Here is a 17,033-nt window from a genome sequence, read left to right as displayed (position 1 = left end):
TGCTCTGCGTTCAGCGCATTGTGATGAGGCGCCCTGCTCATGACTGACGATAGTTTCGCAACGCAGCGGTCCCGTGCTGAATGGACGATCGCCGCATCGCAGCGGGCTCTCGGACACCAGCGGAACTAATTTCCGCAGCGCGGGCAGAGTGACGGAACTACATGCCGGTGATGCACAGGCGCACTGGAATAGCTTTGGCGAGAGGCCCGACGTGACTCAGCGTCTCGTGCACGTCGCATGCGGGAGCGCCGACGCTCAGCCCGCGCTGGCGTGCGGCGACGTCGTGTCCCTTCGTCATGGGCGAACAGCAGCGCGATGAGCACCGCGCGGACGCACAGGTGGCCGAGAAGCTCGTCCGCGTTCTCAGCTCTTGGCGCCATCGCTTTGATAAAGCCGTCCTTGATGTGCTCGATGACGACGATCCGATCGTCGTTCTGGCGTCGACCGACGACCAGCCCGCGAAGATCGCGTCGTTGACGACGTTGCCGAGCGCACGCAGCACCCGCAACCTTTCGCTCTTCGGACGTAGAAGTAGTCCGCCGGCAGCTTCAGAGCACTTGATCGATCAGCGCGATGTCGCACGGTGCATCGCTGCCTGCCAGGCCGCCATCAACTCTGCCTTGCGCGTCGCCTCATCGGCCGGTGCGGCTTTTGCCTGGGCCGACAGTCCCGGAATTGTTGCGCACAGCACGGCGCGTAATGACAATCATCTCTGCACCGGCTCTGCCCCCGAACCTCAAGATGATCGGTGAGATCGTACCGCGAAGGCGCGCGGCCGCGAAACGAACCTGTCTCGCAGCACGAGGATCTGAGTATGCCGGGTAAGATTGTCCGAAAAGGCCCCCTCCTCGTCACGACGCTGTCTTGCTTTCGGCCAAAGCGGCCGCTCCAGTCACGCTTGAAAATTCAAAGAGAAAAGCGGCGTCGGCGGCGGGCGTTCAGGGTTTGGGGATCACCATGCAGTCCACACAGAATGTGCAACAGATCGATCCGAGCGAGATCGGACTCGCCCCGGAGAAGCCGGAGAAGGCTGGCTATGATCAGCTCTATCGTCGCGTGCTGCGCGAGGTGCTGACCCGGATCGACACGCGCCTGGCAGCGATCGAGAAGCCGGGCGTGGCGGCGGACGCGGCTGCGGCGGCCAGCACAGGCGATGCTGCCAGCAACGAAGCTGGCCGCTGGGCGCGCATCAAAGCGCCGCTCGGCAAGCTCCGTGGCCGCAATGCCGTCGGTCTGGCGCTGCTGGTCGTGCTGGTCGGCGGATCGGTGGCGTGGTCGCAGCGCGAAGCCGGCTCATCGCTGATGGATCGCTGGATGCCGGGCTCCTCCGAAACATCGGACGAAGCGTCGGCCCAGTCGGGCAACGAGGACGCCATGATGTCGAACGCCTCGCTGCGAGGCACGGAGGACGGCGCCGCCAACGGCACGCCGGCCACCCTGATGCAGCGCATGGCCCGCGACATCGCCGAGTTGCAGCAGGGCATCGAGCAGATCAAGTCGACGCAGGATCAGGCCAGCCGCGACCACACCCGCGCGATCGAGCAGTTGCAGGCCGGCCAGGATCAGCTGATGCGTCTGGTCTCGCGGATGTCGAACCAGGCAGCGCAGGCGCGCGGCGCAGCCGTCCCGCCCGGTCCGCCGCAGCAGATCATCGTGACGCCGCAGCAGCGGACCACGACCGGGCTGGCACGGAACCAGCCGCAGCAGCAGGGCTCGACCATCGGAACGTTCCTGACCCGCAACACCTCGGGCATTCAATCGCCGCTGCCGCGCTGAGCGAAGGCGACCAGCAGCGGCCGCAGCGTGCCGCTCGCACGGCGACTACGAGCAGGTGTGAGCCTTCCCGTCATAGCCGCGATAGGTGCCTTTCGCAGCATCATAGGTGCGGAAGGTCTTGCAGCTGACGCCGTTGCGCTTGATCTCGCTCTTCTTGGCCGCGTGGCGTTTGCGCTTGGTCGGCTTAGCGGCATCGCTCTTGGCGTGATGATGCGCATGCGGCCGCTCAGGCTTCGCTGACACCGTTGCAGCCGGCGTCTCAGGCTTCTTGGCCTCGGCCGGAGCCGCTGCGGGCTTTGCTTCAGCAGCGGCGGCAGGCTTCTCGGCGGGTGCCGCGACCGGCGGCTTGCTCTCGGCGGCCTTCTCTTCCGCCTTGTCCTGAGCCTTCTCCTGAGCGCTGGCCGGTACCGGAGCATCCGTCGCGGCGACGGGCGCCTGGACCGCGGGCTCTGGGGGCTTCATCTCGGTGACAGCGGGCTTCGAGGCGGCATCCGTCTCCGTCTTGGGATCGGGCTTGGCCTCCACCTTGGCGTCGATCTTGACGTCAGCCGGCTTGCTATCGGCCGCGACCGGCTTGACCTCGGTCTCAGCGGGTTTGGTCGCCTCGGCAGCCGGTGCCGGCTCGGCCGGTTTCTCTGCCGTCGCCTTTTCCGGCTCCGCGGCGCCTGCGGGCTTGTCCGCGATCTGCTCGGCGGGCTTGCTGTCGCTGACAGCGGCCTTCGTCTCCGGCTCGGCCACCTTGTCGGCTGGCGTTGCTGGAGAACTGTCGGCGGCGGGCTTGGCCGTGTCGCTGGCCGAGCTCTGAGCCCATGCTCCGGAGCTCGCGACCGCTCCCAGAACCGAGAACATCACACCAGCGCGCAGGATGAGGGCGATCGGACGAACCATGGAACTTTGCATGCAGGACTTCTCTACTGAAGGAGCGGCAAACAGCGGTTTACGTCAATTTCGTTGTCCTTTGCGCTTGAAATGCGTGCACGCGCAAAAGAGTCGCACGCGGTGTGCTTTCCGCATCATGCATTTGCAATCGGCGCGTGAGGATTCGCGAGCGATCAATCAAGCGCGTGTGACGGCCGGCCGTTCACGGCTGGCTGCGCCCCCGCATTGATAGACAGCGGAGCCTCGCGCAACCGCGGAGTGACGTTGGCGGTGTTGCAGAAGTCACTCAGGCGCTGACGGCGTTGCGCGTGATGACGTGGCGATAATAGGATGCGCTGAGCTTGGGCGTGCGCACCTGGGTGTCGAAATCCACGTGATAGACGCCGAAGCGCTGCTTGTAGCCGAACACCCACTCGAAATTGTCGAGCAGGCTCCAGAGGAAATAGCCCTTCACGGGCACGCCCTCGGACGTCGCGCGCTGCAGCTGGGCGAGATAGTTACGCAGATACATCACGCGATCGAGGTCGTGGACCTTGCCGTCCGCCGTGATCCTGTCGTCCGACGAGGTGCCGTTCTCGGTGATGTAGATCGTCTTGAGATTCCAGATCTTGGCGGCGAGCTTCGGCACCCAATAGGCGGTCTCGGGTCCCACCAGCAGCCACGGCGAGCTCATATGCGGGAACGACGCCGGCATCGGCAGCACCTCGAATCCGGGCGCGCGATCCGACGCCACGATATAGGCCTGCGGAGCGTAAATGTTGAGCCCGACGAAATCGACCGGTGCCGAGATCGTCTTCAGTTCGTCCGCCGTGAACACCGGCGCATCCTTGCCTGACCAGGCGAGGAAGCCATCGGTATAGCGCCCCTCCAAGATGACGTTGAGGAAGCCTGCGTTCATCTCGCGCGTTGCGATCTCGGCGGCGCGGATGTTCTCTGTCGTGTCGATCGCCGGCAGGCAGGCGGTGATGTTCTCGGCCATGCCGACACGCGTGCCCGCTCGCCCCTTGGCGCGGATCGCCTGCACGGCGAGGCCATGCGCCAGCGCCACGTGATGGCGCGCCTGGTTGACCTCCTGCGGCGGCAGCTTGAGGCCGGGCGCATCGATGCCGAGCCCATAGCCGAAGGGGATGAACCGGCCGCATTCGTTGATCGTGAAGATGGTCTTGACGCGATCGCTCAGATGCTGGGCGACGTAGCCCGCATAATGCGCGAACGCCTTCGCCGCCTCGGCCGAGCGCCAGCCGCCGACGCGATCCTGCAACGCCTGCGGCAAGTCCCAATGATACAGCGTCGCATAGGGCTCGATGCCGTTGGCGAGCAACTCGTCGACCAGGCGGTTGTAGAAGTCGATTCCTCTGGGATTGGGCGTCAGCCCGCCGTCGGGAAACAGGCGCGGCCAGGCGATCGAGAAGCGGTAGGCACGGCAGCCGAGCTGCTTGATGAGCCGCACGTCCTCCTTGTAGCGGTTGTAGTGGTCGCAGGCGACATCGCCGGTCGAGGCGTCTTCGATGTTGCCCTGAATGCGCGTGAACACGTCCCAGATCGACGGACCGCGGCCGTCGGCGGGGGCGCCGCCCTCGACCTGATAGGACGACGTGGCCGTGCCCCAGACGAAGTCTGCGGGGAAACGACGGCTGGCATCTTCCCTCACGGCGGCCTCCTCCGCTTGCGCCGGCGCATTGGCCGCCCCGAGGGCAGCCAGTCCGGCCAGCTTCGCAAGATCACGGCGGGAGACGTCGTTCGGCATTGATGAACCTCAAGGTCTGGTCGTTTCGCCCCGGGCTCCGCGGGCGAACCCGACTAGGAACCACATCTGGGCGCCAATTTGAACAGTCCGAGACGGCCGCCAAAACAACGCCGGAAGCCGGGCTGCGTTCGAATCGTCCCCCGGCCGTGCCCGACGGCTGCGGCGCGATCGAGGGCCTCGAAAACGACCTGCCGCTACGGCGGCAGGGAGGCGGCGTAGGCGGCGAGCGCGGTCATGTCCGACAGCGTCATCCTGCTGGCATTGTCCTTCATCGGCTCGGCCATGGCGCCATTGCGCAGCCCATGTTTGAACTCGTAGAGCTGGCGGACAATCATGCTGGGCGAGCGGCCGGCAAGCGGCGGGATGTCGGCCTGTCCGCGCAGATCGTCGCCATGGCACCCGCCGCAGGCCGGGATGCGATCGGCCTCCTTGCCCATCGCGAGCTCCCTCCCGCGTGCGACGCTTCCTTGCGGGACATAGGCGGTGAAGGTGACCCGGGAATCCCGGTTCACGAAGGCCTCTTCGTCGTCGGGCATTTCGATGATGCGCGACCCGAGCGGCTCGCTCGGCCCGTCCTTCTTGGGCGTATAATACCAGTTGGGGACGTAGTTCGCGGGCACGGCGTCGGATTCCACCACCTTGATCCGCGCCGGCAGCTTCATCGCCGCATAATAGGCGACCGACGCCTTGATTTCCTCGTCCGTCAATTCCTTCAGCGCGGCAATCATCCGAAACACATGCGCCCGCGCCGGCACGCCTGTGGTGCGCTTGCCGGTGCGATAATCCTCGATCTGGCGCAGCATGTAGTCGGCCGGCAGCCCGGCAAGGCTGGCATTCTCCGGGCCGCCAACGCCTTCGGGGCGATGGCAGACGCCGCATGGGCGCAGGTTCGGGCGGCGGCCGCGCGCCACGATCGACGGCATTGGCGCATGCGCGTCGGGAAACCAGTCGAGCGCGAAGAACAGATCCCTGATTTCCGTCAGGGTGAAGCCTGCGCTGCTGCCCGGTACGCGACGCACGGATCCATCATCGGATGGTGGCACGTAGTCCTTCGGGGCGATGGGGTATGCCCATACGGGCGGCGGATCGTCTTCTGCTCTCAACGAGTCGGCGCGGGCAAACAACAGAATCAAAATGACGAGGCTTAAAGCGCGGCAGCGCATCCTATCCATGTTCGAATATTCCAATTCCCATCAAACAACATTGGACTGTCCCACAGCCGCGAGCGCGTCGCAACACAGCTGCGTGCGGGCGGGGCATTTGCGGCGCGCTCGGCTCGACAGCGGTGCCCGATTACGCCTATGCTGAACGCATGACCGACCACGATCACCATCATCACCATGATCACTCGGACTTGTCCGAGACCGAGCTGCGCGTCCGCGCGCTCGAGACCATCCTCACCGAGAAGGGCTACATCGACCCAGCCGCGCTCGACGTGCTCATCGAGACCTATGAGAGCAAGGTCGGACCGCGCAACGGTGCCCAGGTCGTGGCGCGGGCCTGGACCGACCCGGCGTTTCGCGCCCGCCTGCTGTCCGATGCCACGCCGGCGATCGGCGAGCTCGGCTATGCAGGGCGTCAGGGCGAGCACATCGTCGCTGTCGAGAACACGCCGGAGCTGCACAACATGGTCGTGTGCACCCTGTGCTCCTGCTATCCCTGGCCGGTGCTCGGCTTGCCGCCGGTCTGGTACAAGTCGGCGCCCTATCGCGCCAAGGCGGTGAAGGATCCGCGCGGTGTGCTCCGTGATTTCGGCTTCGAGCTGCCGCCGACAACGAAGATCAGGGTCTGGGATTCGACCGCCGAGGTCCGCTACTTCGTCGTGCCGATGCGGCCCGACGGCACCGACGGCTGGAGCGAGGATCGGCTCGCCGATCTCGTCACGCGCGACAGCATGATCGGCACTGGCCTGCCGAAGCGGCCTGACGAGGTGACCCGCTGATGGATGGCGCACATGACATGGGCGGCGTCGCCGGCTTCGGCCCGGTCCGTCCCGAGCCGGACGAGCCGGTGTTTCATGCCGATTGGGAGCGCCGCGCGTTCGCCCTCACCTTGGCAATGGCCACGCCGGGCGGCTGGAACATCGACATGTCGCGGTTCGCCCGCGAGAACCGCCCGCCCGCCGACTATCTTGCCAAGAGCTACTACCAGATCTGGCTGGCCGGCATCGAGCGGCTGACGGAGGAGCGCCATCTCGTCGAGGCCGATGAGATCGCCGCCGGCAAGGTGCTGCATCCGGCGCAGCCGGTCGCGAAGATCCTGAAAGCCGATGACGTCACCGCGGTGCTGCGCCGGGGCGGTCCAACCGAGCGCGCGGCGACGACGCCGGCGCTGTTTGCCGTCGGCGACCGCGTGCGCGCCAAGGACATGCATCCGCCGACGCACACGCGGCTGCCGCGCTACGTTCGCGGCCATATCGGCCGCATCGAGGCCGTCAGAGGCATGCATGTCTTTCCCGACAGCAATGCGCATGGCGAAGGCGAGAACCCGCAATGGCTCTACACGGTGTCGTTCAGCGGCGCCGAGCTTTGGGCCGACGCGCCCGATCCGCTGCTGGAGGTGACCGTCGACGCCTTCGAGCCCTATCTGGAGCGCGCATGACCGCGCCCGATCACCACGCGGCGCTGGCCGCGACACGCGCCCTGCCCGGCATTCCCGTCGATGCCGACGGGCCGGTGTTTCGCGAGCCGTGGGAGGCGCACGCGTTCGCGATGGCGGTGACGCTGCATGCGCGCGGTCTGTTCACATGGCCCGAATGGGCGGCCGCGCTCGCCGAGGAGATCTCGCGGGCGCAGGCCGAGGGTGACGCCGATTGCGGCGACACCTACTACCGGCACTGGCTCGCCACGCTGGAGCGGCTGGTGGCCGAGAAGGGCGTCACCACCTCCGCCAACCTCGCCCGCTACCGCGACGCCTGGGACCACGCCGCTGACCGCACGCCGCACGGCAAGCCGATCGAGCTCTCGCCGGACGACTTCGGCAGCTGAGCAGCGCGGTATCGTTAAGATGGGGTGACCAGGTTGCGCGGCATTTGACGATACCCCCTTAAGGACCGGGTATGCATGATGCGACAAGCCGTATTTGCTCGAAATTGAACGTTCACGAGTGTGTTCGTAGCGTCCCGCGCATCTTGTTTGTTGAAGTTGAGGGGGACGCCAACATGCCCGCGCCAGAGTCGTTCGCTGCCATCGTCGATACGCTTGCCAGCGTGCGCCGCGACTATCACGAAAAGCTGAAATCGATCCCGCAATACGAGGCCTTCCTGCTGATCGAGGACTCGACCAACAAGGCTGCCGGCGCCCTGCACGGCACCGAGGGTTCGTCGATTGCGACCGACGTGATCGACTCACTGCAATATGCGCGAACCCGGTTCGAGCAGCACATGACCTCGATCCCGCAATACCGCGTGCTCGTGGCGATCGACAAGGTGATCAAGGAGATCTCGCAGCATCTCGGACTCGCCGCGCATGATGATGCCACGGCCCCGCCGAGCGCAGCCGCAGATCATGCCGGGGCGGAGACCGCGGCTGTGAGCGCAGACGTCGCCTGCGAGACCGCATCGCCGGAGCCGATCGCCGCCGAGGTCGAGCAGGACGCTGCCGAGGATGAGCCGGCCGAGGCCGAAATTGCCGAAGAGCCGGCCAGCGAACCCGCAGAAGCAGAGGCCGAAGTCGAGGCCGAAGCCGAGGCCCCCGCGCTGCGCGTCGTCGAAGCCAAGGCGCCGTCGATCGTGCCCGCCGATGCCGATGCCAGCCATGACGACGATATCGTCGTGCTCAATGCCCCGGCTTGGGAGAAGAGCGGCAAGGACGCGAAAGACGACATCACCGCGCGTCTGGCCGCCAAGGCTGCGTCCGCTGCCCTCACCCAGGCCGACGACAGCCATGAGGAGACCGACGATCTGGTCGTCGTCAGCACCCGCGAGCCGTCCGATCACGAAGCGGCCTGACGTCCCTCAAGCCGATCTCATTGCCGATATGACGCGGGGCCTGCGGGCCCCGCTTCCGTGTCACGCCCCGCCGCCGACATAAGCGTGCCAGCCATGGGCGCGCAGCTCGCACGCGGGACATTGGCCGCAGCCATAACCCCAATCGTGCCGCGCGCCGCGCTCACCGAGATAGCAGGTGTGCGACTGGTCGCGGATGAGATCAACCAGGCCCCTGTCCCCGAGATCATGCGCGAGCTGCCAGGTCGCCGCCTTGGTCAGCCACATCAGCGGTGTGTGCAGCTCGATCGGGCGCGCCATGCCCAGGCTCAGCGCGTTCTGCAGCGCCTTGATGGTCTCGTCGCGGCAGTCCGGATAGCCGGAATAGTCGGTCTCGCACATGCCGCCGACGATGTGGCGGATGCCGCGCCGATAGGCCAGCGCCGCCGCGAAGGTCAGGAACACCAGGTTGCGACCGGGCACGAAGGTGTTGGGCAGGCCGTCGTCGCCCATCGCAATGGCGACGTCGCGCGTCAGCGCGGTCTCCGAGATCGCGGCCAGCGTCGGGATGTCCAGCGTGTGCTCATCGCCGAGCTTGTCGGCCCAATCCGCGCGCACCTTCACGATGCCCTCGCGCAAGCGGGCCCGACAATCGAGCTCGATGGCGTGACGCTGACCGTAGGAAAAACCGATGGTCTCGACCCGGGCGAAGCGGTCGAGCGCCCAGGCCAGGCACGTGGTTGAATCCTGCCCGCCCGAGAACAGCACCAGGGCCGTTGCATCCCGTTCACTCATGGCCTCTCGCTTAGCATCATCATCCGGTCGGGCCAACCCGCCGTCAGCGCTGCGGCTATTTTCGCTGGGAGGGGCGCGCCGCTTGAGGCATACAGGGCCCAAACAACGTGGCCGTCAGGATCCGCAATGACCCCATCCCGCGACATCTCACGCCTGATCGAGATCATGGCGGCGCTGCGCACGCCCGTCACCGGCTGTCCCTGGGACGTCGAGCAGACGTTCGAAACGATCGCGCCCTATACGATCGAGGAGGCCTATGAGGTCGCGGATGCCATCACGCGGACGGATCTCGACGATCTGCGCGAGGAACTCGGCGATCTGCTGCTGCAGGTCGTCTATCACGCCCGCATCGCCGAGGAGCAAGGCGCGTTCGCGTTCGGCGACGTCGTCGAGGGCATCACCAGGAAGATGATCCGCCGCCATCCGCATGTCTTTCCCGACAAGGACGGCAACGTCACCAAGCCCAGCAAAGGCACCTGGGACCGCATCAAGGCCGAGGAGAAGGCCGAGCGCGCTGCACGACGGCCGCCGGAGGAGCAGACCAGCAGGTCCTCGCTGCTGTCCGGCGTGAAGGCCGGCCAGCCGGCCCTGGTGCGGGCGATGGAGCTGCAGAAGAAGGCCGCCACCGTCGGCTTCGACTGGAACGACCCGCGCGCGGTGCTGCAGAAGATCCGCGAGGAGGCCGACGAGATCGAGGCCGCCCTCGACAAGAAGGACGCGACCGAGCTGAGCGAAGAAACCGGCGATCTGCTGTTCGCGCTGGTGAACCTCGCGCGTCACGCGGAGGTCGATCCCGAAACGGCGCTGCGCGGCACCAACGCCAAGTTCGAGCGCCGCTTCGCCCATATCGAGCACGCTCTCGTCGCCAAGGGACGTACGCTCGAGCAAGCCTCGCTCGACGAGATGGACGAGCTGTGGAACGAGGCGAAGCGGCTGGAGAAGTAACCCACCGCGCTCGCGTTCAGCCGTCTTTGGTCAGGACCACGCGCTTGGCGATGGCAACGAACTGCTGCGCCGCCGGCGACAAGCCGAAATCGGCGCGGCTGAGCAGCGACACATGCCGGTGGATCGTCGGCTGCGACAGCGGGACCGCCGCGAGCGTGGGAAATTGCGACCTCGGCAGCATGTGTCCGGGCAGGATGCTGATCCCCGCTCCTTCGGCCGTCAGCGCCAGCGCGGTCGTGATCAGCGAGACCTCCAGGACAGGCTTCAGCGTTCGACCGGTCCGCGCCAGGGCGTCGTCGATCTGACCGCGAATGCGCGTGCCACGGCGCATCGTGATCAGGTCGGAGCTCATGACGCTGTCCCAGGTCAGGCGGCGGCTGTTCTCGAACCTGCCATCCCTGATGCCGATCGCCGATAACGGGCTTCGGACCAGAGGTTCTATTCTCACCTCCGGCACGCCCTCGTCCTCGACGCTGCCAAGCCCGAATTCCGCCTCCCCGGCCATCACGATGGCAAACAATTCGTCCGGCGCGACGTCGAGCAGGTCGATGCTCACCTCGGGATGGCGGGCCCGAAACGCCGCGAAGACGCGCGGCAGCAGCGCCGAAGCGACCCCGGCCGAGACCGCGATGGCGATCCGCCCCGCCTTGATCTCCGCCAGATCACGCATCCGGCGCGACAGCCCCTGCGCGCCGGCCAGGATGCGCTCGGCAGCCGGGATCGCCTCGCGGCAGGCCGCCGTCGGATGCAGCGCGCGCGTCGTCCGGTCGAACAGCCGAAGCTGAAAATTCTCCTCCACCTGCCGGATCAGCAGGCTGATCGCCGACTGCGTGACGCGCAGCTCCGCGGCCGCCTTGGTGATGCTGCCGAGACGATAAACGAGGACCAGCGCTTCCAACTGCCGCAGGGTCGGCGTCATTAGCTTTCCTCATGAATGAATGAGAATTTTGTGGCTAATCGAAAGAGTTTGAACATGCAACATATTTGCAAACAGCCGGCGCCACCGAGGGCGCGAGGTCACAACAAGGTCATTGGGGAGGGACAATTGTCGCAAGCGATCAATCTCACACGCTACGTCGACGAACGGCCGCTATCTCGATTCCAGATCCGGGTGATCTGTCTGTGCGCGCTGGTCGTCGGGCTCGACGGCTTCGATGCCCAGGCGCTCGGCTTCGTGGCGCCCGCCCTCAGCAAGGACCTGCATCTGGCACCAGGAGCGTTAGGCCCCGTGTTCGGAGCGTCGCTGTTCGGCGTGATGATCGGCTCTCTGCTGTTCGGCGCCCTCGCCGACTATCTCGGACGCAAATGGCTGGTCGTTGCCGGCGTCCTCGTGTTTGCGCTGGGATCGCTGGCGACGAGCCAGGCCACCAGCGTCTCCGACCTGGTCATGCTGCGCTTCGTCACCGGCATCGGGCTCGGCGGCGTCCTGCCGAACACCATCGCCTTGACCGGCGAATACGCGCCGCAGCGCCGTAGGACGCTGCTGATCATGCTGATGTTCATGACGGTGTCGCTGGGCTCGGCGATCGGCGGCGCGGTCGCGGCCAAGCTCATCACCGCCTATGGCTGGCAGTTCATCTTCATCATCGGTGGCGTGCTGCCGCTGATCCTTTGCCCGATCCTTATTCTGTGGCTGCCGGAGTCGCTGTCCTTGCTGGCGCTCGATGGCCGCAAGAGCGACCGCGTGCGCGCGCTGCTGCTGCGTATCGATCCGTCGGCGCGGCTCCCGGCCGATGCGCAGTTCACGATCGTCGAGGAGAAGGGCAAGGGCTTCCTGCTGCCGCAGCTGTTCACGAACCGGCGCCTGGTGCCGACCTTGCTGCTGTGGGTCATGTTCTTCATGAACATGATGGACATCTATTTCCTCAACAGCTGGCTGCCGACGCTCACGCATGGTGTCGGGCTCGACGTTCAAGCGGCGATTGCCGTCGGCGTGGCGTTCCAGCTCGGCGGCATGCTCGGCACGATCGGCCTCGGCCTGCTGATCGAACGCTTCGGCTTCGACCGCGTCCTGTTCGTGACCTATGTCGCCGGCTTTCTGTCGATCATCACCATCGGCGTCGCCGGCGCCTCGTTGCCGATCCTCGTGCCTGCCGTCTTCATCGCCGGCGTAGCCGTCATCGGCGGGCAGATCGGCTGCAACGCCTATGCGGCGCGCATCTACCCGACCTACATCCGTGGCACCGGCATCGGCTGGGCGCTGGGCATCGGCCGCTTCGGCTCGATCCTCGGCGTCACGCTCGGAGGCTTGATGCTCGCCGCAAAGTGGGACGTCGCCTCGCTGTTTCGGGCCAGCGCCGTGCCGCAGCTGTGCTCTGCCCTGGTGATCCTCGGATTGGCCGTCCTCGGCATGCGCGGCAGTCTTCCAACCTCCGACGACACGCAACGCGGCGAGCTCTCCGCCGCCGAGCGTGCCTAGCTCCCGAGCCCAAGAGAACTGACATGAAGATGATGCAAACCCAGGTCCTCATCGTGGGCGCCGGTCCGGTCGGGCTGACCGCAGCCATGGATCTTGCCTCGCGCGGCATCGAGGTCGTCGTCGCGGAGATCCGGCGTGCCGGCGAGCCGCCGAACGTGAAATGCAATCACGTCTCCGCGCGGTCCATGGAGGTGTTTCGTCGCCTCGGCATCGTCCGCGCGGTGCGTGACGGCGGTCTGCCCTCCGACTTCCCCAACGACTGCGCCTATCGCACGGCGGTCGTCGGCCGCGAGCTCACGCGCATCCCGATTCCGTCCCGTCAGGACCGCTATACGGCGACGGGAGGGCCGGACACCGACTGGCCGACGCCCGAGCCGCCGCATCGCATCAACCAGATCTATCTCGAGCCGATCCTGTTTGCCTGCGCCGAGGCGCAGCGCGGCATCAGAATTCTCAACCGCGTCCAGCTCGAAACCTTCGAGCAGGGCGACAGTGGCGTGATCGCACGGGCGCGCGATTTGCAAACCGAGCAGGACATCACCATCACGGCCGACTATCTGATCGGCTGCGATGGCGGACGCTCCATTGTGCGCAAGCTCATCGGCTCCCGTCTCAGCGGCACCGACGTCGTGCAGCGGGTGCAATCCACCTACATCCACGCTCCCGCGCTCAAGGACCTGATCACCCAGAAGCCGGCGTGGATGACGATGTCGCTCAACCCGCGCCGCTGCGGCACCACCGTAGCCATCGACGGGCGCGACAATTGGCTGATCCACAACCACCTCGCCGCCGACGAGGTCGAGTTCGACAGCGTCGATCGCGACTGGGCGCTGCGCACCATCCTGGGCGTCGACGAGCGCTTCCACTACGAGATCATCAGCAAGGAGGATTGGATCGGCCGTCGGCTCGTGGCCGACCGTTTCCGGGATCGCCGCGCCTTCATCTGCGGCGATGCCGCGCATCTCTGGATTCCCTACGCCGGCTACGGCATGAACGCCGGGATCGCCGATGCGGTGGACCTGTGCTGGATGCTGGCCGGCGTGATCCAGGGCTGGGCCGCCCCTGCCCTGCTCGACGCCTACGAAGCCGAGCGGCAGCCGATCACCGAGCAGGTGTCGCATTTCGCGATGAACCACGCCCTCGCCGTCATGAGCCAGCGGCGCGGCGTGCCTGCAGAGGTGGAGTTTGATGGCCCCGCAGGCGACGCGGCGCGAGCCAGGATCGGCCAGGCCGCCTACGATCTCAACGTGCAGCAATATTGCTGCGCCGGCCTGAACTTCGGCTACTACTACGACGGCTCGCCAGCCATTGCCTATGATGGCGAAACGCCGCCGGCCTATGGCATGGGCCATTTTACCGCGTCGACCGTGCCGGGCGCACGCGCACCCCATGTCTGGCTGGCGGATGGACGTTCGCTGCTCGACGCGCTCGGCCCGGCCTACACGCTGGTGCGGTTTGATCCGACCATCGATGCCGCGCCGCTGCGCGAGGCCGCGGCCCGACAGGGCGTGCCCCTGGCGCTCGTCGATGTCGACCGGGCCAAGTCCGGCTATGGCTTCGCGGAGAACCTGTTGGTGCTGCGGCCCGACTCGCACATCGCCTGGCGCGGCATGGCCTCACCGGGCAATCCCGGCCAGCTTCTCGATCGTCTGCGCGGTCTGACCAAACAACCCGAGGCCGCGCGCCGTGACACCGTCGTCGCCTGATCATCGTCCCGGCCCAGTGACGAGCCATAGCACCGCGCACCACTTTCTCGCGGCGCTGGTCGATCTCGGCATCGACTACATCTTTGCCAATCTCGGCACTGACCACGTCTCGCTGATCGAGGAGATCGCGCGCTGGGACAGCGAAGGCCGGCGTCGTCCCGAGGTGATCCTGTGTCCGCACGAGGTGGTCGCGGTGCACATGGCGATGGGATATGCGATGCTGACCGGCCGCGGCCAGGCCGTGTTCGTTCACGTCGATGCCGGCACCGCGAATGCCTGCATGGCCATTCAGAATGCGTTCCGCTATCGGCTGCCCGTCCTCCTCGTTGCGGGCCGGGCACCGTTCACGATCCATGGCGAGTTGCCGGCGGGACGCGACACCTATGTGCACTTCGTGCAGGATAGTTTCGATCAGGCCAGCATCATCAGGCCCTATGTGAAGTGGGAGTACACGCTCCCGTCGGGCGCCGTCGTCAAGGAAGCGCTGGCCCGCGCGGCTGCGTTCATGCACAGCGATCCGCCCGGCCCGGTCTACATGATGCTGCCGCGCGAGACGCTCGCCGAGACCTGGGACGATACGGCGATGCCGTCCTATGGGACCGCCCGCTACGGCGGCGTGAGAGCCGGCGGTGTCGAGCCCGCGCGCGCGGAGGCCATCGCGGACGCCCTGATGGCGGCGGAATGTCCGATCGCGCTGACGGCCTATCTCGGGCGTCATCCGGACGCCGTGTCGGTGCTCGAGCGACTGGCGCTGGTCTGCGGCATCCGCGTTGCCGAGTTCAATCCGGTCACGATGAACATCTGCCAGGACTCGCCCTGCTTCGCGGGCTCCGATCCGGCCGGCCTCATCGCGGGTGCCGATCTCGGGCTGCTCATCGACACCGACGTCCCGTTCGTTCCGCAGATGGTGAAGGCGGCGGACCGGCTACGCTGGATCCAGATCGACATCGACGCCCTCAAGGCGGACATTCCGATGTGGGGGTTCGCCACCGATCTTCGCATCCAAGGCGATTCAGCCGTCATTCTGCGTCAGGTGCTGGAGATCGTCATCGCCCGCAGCGACGAGTCCTATCTGAAGAAGGTCCGCGACCGGATCGCAAGCTGGAGGCCCGCCCGCGAGGCCGTGGAGGCGAGGCGGATGGCTGCTGCCGCACAGAAAGGCGCGCGCGGTGCCATCAACCCGGCCCATCTGTTCGCCCGGTTGCAGGCGCTGCTGTCGGAAGACGACATCGTCGTCAATGAGGCGGTCCGCAACGCACCAATCCTGCAGCAGCAGCTGCGCCGCACCAGGCCGATGACCTATGTCGGCCTCGCGGGCGGCGGCCTCGGCTTCAGCGGCGGCATGGCGCTCGGACTGAAGCTCGCCAATCCCACGCGTCGCATCGTGCAGATCGTCGGCGATGGTGCTTACCATTTTTCCGCGCCGGATTCCGTCTATGCCGTTTCGCAGCAATATCGCCTGCCGATCCTGACGGTGATTTTGGACAACAAAGGCTGGCAGGCGGTGAAGGCATCGGTTCAGCGCGTCTATCCGGACGGCGCGGCGCAGCGGGCGGACGCGTTCCTGTCCTGTCTGTGCACCGGCCGCGAAGATGAGGAGCGGAGGCTCGTCGACATCGCCCGTGCATTCGGCGCCCATGGCGAACGGGTCGGCGACCCCGACGCGCTCGACTTGGCCATCGACGATTGCCTCGCAGCCGTCGACGCAGGACGCTCGGCCGTGCTGCACGTCGCCGTAACCCCGTTATAGGCTTGCCGACGGAAGCCAGGAGCGGACGATCGATCCGAGCCTTTGTCTTGATCCGCACGCCGACGCTACTTACCCGGTCCGCCCATTTTCGCGAGCCAACAAAATCTCGCGCTTATCTTTGGAGAAGATTGTCAAGCACCCCAGAGGTGTGCAACACTTACTTCGATTGGACTATTGAGATTTGGTCTGTTGTTATTGTTGCGTCGCCCCTGGGGGCCAGCATGCGGCGATTTGTTTCGTGTTTTGCATTCCTTCTCCTGCTCGGCTGCGCGACCGCCGCTTTGCAGGAGTTCGAGGTCTACAAGAACGCATTTGACAAGACCAACGACGCCTCTACCGCGATACTCGATCAGCTGGCTATTCAAGAGCGCGCCCTTTTCTTGAGGCATTATAAGTACGCGAAAAGCACAACGCGCTTCGACCCCGGGCTGGCTCGGTTTTTTACGGACTCGGTAGATCCTCCGGGCACCGCAGCCTTCAGAGGCGCCCTCCAGGTCATCAAGGCCTACAATGATCTTCTCTACGGATTAGAGAGTGGTCAGACCGCGCAAACATTGGCCGCAAAGCTCTCAGCGATGGAATCTGCAACGACCAACTCCATCGTTGCGATCGGGGGGGCCGCCTCCGTCGGCTCGAACGCTGCCTCGTTTACAGCTTCCATGGCGACGCTCGACAAAGTGTTCCAGACATTGCTTCCCTTCATTCAGAGCGCACTCAAGTACCGCGCACAAGAAGAGTTCCGGATTTTCCTGGTCCAGAACTATCAGCCCGTCCGCGACCTGCTATTGCACTTGCGCAACGGCACATCCGCCATTTTCCCAGTTTTGACCGCCGCCTCCGTCCGGGACTTCAATGAAGGTGGAACGTTGACCGCCGAAGACAGCAAGCGCATCGCGACATACCGAAAATTACTGGCCGACTGGGTCATCCTGCTCGAAGCAACGATCAAAGCGCTAGACCGCGCCAAGGCGGCTGCCGAGGCTGGACCAACATTGGTCGACAATGTCACTGGACTAACAGCGCTCGCCGTGGAGATGGAGGCCGCAGCGAAATCCGCGAAAACGCATATCGCAGAGCTTGCCACAAAATAA

General features: G+C 65.7%; 16 protein-coding genes. 11 read left to right on the top strand and 5 right to left on the bottom strand.

Going from position 1 to position 17,033, the window contains the following annotated elements; translation table 11 throughout:
• The first annotated feature begins 296 nt into the window (after positions 1–296).
• Together BRAO375_RS25735 and BRAO375_RS25730 are read left to right on the top strand one after the other, a co-directional pair.
• Positions 297–752, top strand: coding sequence for a hypothetical protein (locus BRAO375_RS25735; RefSeq protein ID WP_035642195.1), 456 nt, complete (start codon positions 297–299; stop codon positions 750–752).
• Between the two features lie 205 nt (positions 753–957).
• Complete coding sequence (locus BRAO375_RS25730) at positions 958–1,776, top strand: hypothetical protein (RefSeq protein ID WP_009030371.1); 819 nt, start codon at positions 958–960, stop codon at positions 1,774–1,776.
• Positions 1,777–1,821: 45 nt separating this feature from the next.
• On the opposite strand, the gene BRAO375_RS25725 is transcribed toward BRAO375_RS25730, so the two are convergent.
• From BRAO375_RS25725 to BRAO375_RS25715, 3 genes are all read right to left on the bottom strand, one after another.
• Positions 1,822–2,664, bottom strand: a complete 843-nt coding sequence (locus BRAO375_RS25725; protein ID WP_052536139.1) for a BA14K family protein — start codon at positions 2,662–2,664, stop codon at positions 1,822–1,824.
• Positions 2,665–2,941: 277 nt separating this feature from the next.
• Entirely contained in the window at positions 2,942–4,402 is a 1,461-nt protein-coding gene (locus tag BRAO375_RS25720; protein ID WP_009030369.1) for a GH1 family beta-glucosidase, read from the bottom strand.
• 194 nt (positions 4,403–4,596) lie between these two features.
• On the bottom strand, positions 4,597–5,589 hold the full coding sequence (locus BRAO375_RS25715; RefSeq protein ID WP_244423294.1) for a c-type cytochrome: 993 nt from the start codon (positions 5,587–5,589) through the stop codon (positions 4,597–4,599).
• Positions 5,590–5,714: 125 nt separating this feature from the next.
• Here BRAO375_RS25715 and nthA point away from each other — a divergent pair, with 125 nt between their 5' ends.
• The 4 genes from nthA (at position 5,715) to BRAO375_RS25695 (ending at position 8,351) form a co-directional block, all read left to right on the top strand.
• Positions 5,715–6,344 (top strand): nitrile hydratase subunit alpha, encoded by a 630-nt coding sequence (nthA, locus tag BRAO375_RS25710; RefSeq protein WP_009030367.1) that lies wholly within the window; start codon positions 5,715–5,717, stop codon positions 6,342–6,344.
• Entirely contained in the window at positions 6,344–7,003 is a 660-nt protein-coding gene (gene nthB / locus BRAO375_RS25705) for a nitrile hydratase subunit beta (RefSeq protein ID WP_035642194.1), read from the top strand. Before nthA ends, nthB begins: the two co-directional genes overlap by 1 nt.
• Positions 7,000–7,389, top strand: a complete 390-nt coding sequence (locus BRAO375_RS25700; protein ID WP_009030365.1) for a nitrile hydratase accessory protein — start codon at positions 7,000–7,002, stop codon at positions 7,387–7,389. Before nthB ends, BRAO375_RS25700 begins: the two co-directional genes overlap by 4 nt.
• A 173-nt stretch (positions 7,390–7,562) precedes the next feature.
• Positions 7,563–8,351 (top strand): hypothetical protein, encoded by a 789-nt coding sequence (locus BRAO375_RS25695; protein ID WP_009030364.1) that lies wholly within the window; start codon positions 7,563–7,565, stop codon positions 8,349–8,351.
• 60 nt (positions 8,352–8,411) lie between these two features.
• Here BRAO375_RS25695 and queC read toward each other — a convergent pair whose 3' ends face one another.
• Positions 8,412–9,122: a 7-cyano-7-deazaguanine synthase QueC gene (gene queC / locus BRAO375_RS25690; RefSeq protein ID WP_035642191.1), complete on the bottom strand. Its 711-nt coding sequence runs from the start codon at positions 9,120–9,122 to the stop codon at positions 8,412–8,414.
• A 126-nt stretch (positions 9,123–9,248) separates the two neighbouring features.
• On the opposite strand from queC, the gene mazG reads away from it, so the two are divergent.
• Positions 9,249–10,067: a nucleoside triphosphate pyrophosphohydrolase gene (mazG, locus tag BRAO375_RS25685; protein ID WP_009030362.1), complete on the top strand. Its 819-nt coding sequence runs from the start codon at positions 9,249–9,251 to the stop codon at positions 10,065–10,067.
• 16 nt (positions 10,068–10,083) lie between these two features.
• Here mazG and BRAO375_RS25680 read toward each other — a convergent pair whose 3' ends face one another.
• Positions 10,084–10,986: a LysR family transcriptional regulator gene (locus tag BRAO375_RS25680; protein WP_009030361.1), complete on the bottom strand. Its 903-nt coding sequence runs from the start codon at positions 10,984–10,986 to the stop codon at positions 10,084–10,086.
• Between the two features lie 126 nt (positions 10,987–11,112).
• On the opposite strand from BRAO375_RS25680, the gene BRAO375_RS25675 reads away from it, so the two are divergent.
• Genes BRAO375_RS25675 through BRAO375_RS25660 form a run of 4 tightly spaced genes read left to right on the top strand, consistent with a single transcriptional unit; the run spans position 11,113 to position 17,033 of the window.
• On the top strand, positions 11,113–12,486 hold the full coding sequence (locus BRAO375_RS25675; protein WP_009030360.1) for an MFS transporter: 1,374 nt from the start codon (positions 11,113–11,115) through the stop codon (positions 12,484–12,486).
• Between the two features lie 23 nt (positions 12,487–12,509).
• Positions 12,510–14,192, top strand: coding sequence for an FAD-dependent oxidoreductase (locus BRAO375_RS25670; RefSeq protein ID WP_009030359.1), 1,683 nt, complete (start codon positions 12,510–12,512; stop codon positions 14,190–14,192).
• 16 nt (positions 14,193–14,208) lie between these two features.
• Positions 14,209–15,942: a thiamine pyrophosphate-requiring protein gene (locus BRAO375_RS25665; RefSeq protein ID WP_009030358.1), complete on the top strand. Its 1,734-nt coding sequence runs from the start codon at positions 14,209–14,211 to the stop codon at positions 15,940–15,942.
• Between the two features lie 47 nt (positions 15,943–15,989).
• Entirely contained in the window at positions 15,990–17,033 is a 1,044-nt protein-coding gene (locus BRAO375_RS25660) for a hypothetical protein (RefSeq protein ID WP_175345366.1), read from the top strand.

It is taken from the genome of Bradyrhizobium sp. ORS 375, from assembly GCF_000239775.1.
Lineage (GTDB): Bacteria > Pseudomonadota > Alphaproteobacteria > Rhizobiales > Xanthobacteraceae > Bradyrhizobium.
Note: the sequence above shows the minus strand (reverse complement) of the source record. Positions and strands in the feature narration are given on the sequence as shown.

Bases quoted from the DNA above. Each gene is read 5' to 3' on its own strand.
- BRAO375_RS25735 (WP_035642195.1), top strand. From the start codon at position 297: ATGGGCGAACAGCAGCGCGATGAGCACCGCGCGGACGCACAGGTGGCC.
- BRAO375_RS25730 (WP_009030371.1), top strand. From the start codon at position 958: ATGCAGTCCACACAGAATGTGCAACAGATCGATCCGAGCGAGATCGGA.
- BRAO375_RS25725 (WP_052536139.1), bottom strand. From the start codon at position 2,664: ATGGTTCGTCCGATCGCCCTCATCCTGCGCGCTGGTGTGATGTTCTCG.
- BRAO375_RS25720 (WP_009030369.1), bottom strand. From the start codon at position 4,402: ATGCCGAACGACGTCTCCCGCCGTGATCTTGCGAAGCTGGCCGGACTG.
- nthA (WP_009030367.1), top strand. From the start codon at position 5,715: ATGACCGACCACGATCACCATCATCACCATGATCACTCGGACTTGTCC.
- nthB (WP_035642194.1), top strand. From the start codon at position 6,344: ATGGATGGCGCACATGACATGGGCGGCGTCGCCGGCTTCGGCCCGGTC.
- BRAO375_RS25700 (WP_009030365.1), top strand. From the start codon at position 7,000: ATGACCGCGCCCGATCACCACGCGGCGCTGGCCGCGACACGCGCCCTG.
- BRAO375_RS25695 (WP_009030364.1), top strand. From the start codon at position 7,563: ATGCCCGCGCCAGAGTCGTTCGCTGCCATCGTCGATACGCTTGCCAGC.
- queC (WP_035642191.1), bottom strand. From the start codon at position 9,122: ATGAGTGAACGGGATGCAACGGCCCTGGTGCTGTTCTCGGGCGGGCAG.
- mazG (WP_009030362.1), top strand. From the start codon at position 9,249: ATGACCCCATCCCGCGACATCTCACGCCTGATCGAGATCATGGCGGCG.
- BRAO375_RS25680 (WP_009030361.1), bottom strand. From the start codon at position 10,986: ATGACGCCGACCCTGCGGCAGTTGGAAGCGCTGGTCCTCGTTTATCGT.
- BRAO375_RS25670 (WP_009030359.1), top strand. From the start codon at position 12,510: ATGAAGATGATGCAAACCCAGGTCCTCATCGTGGGCGCCGGTCCGGTC.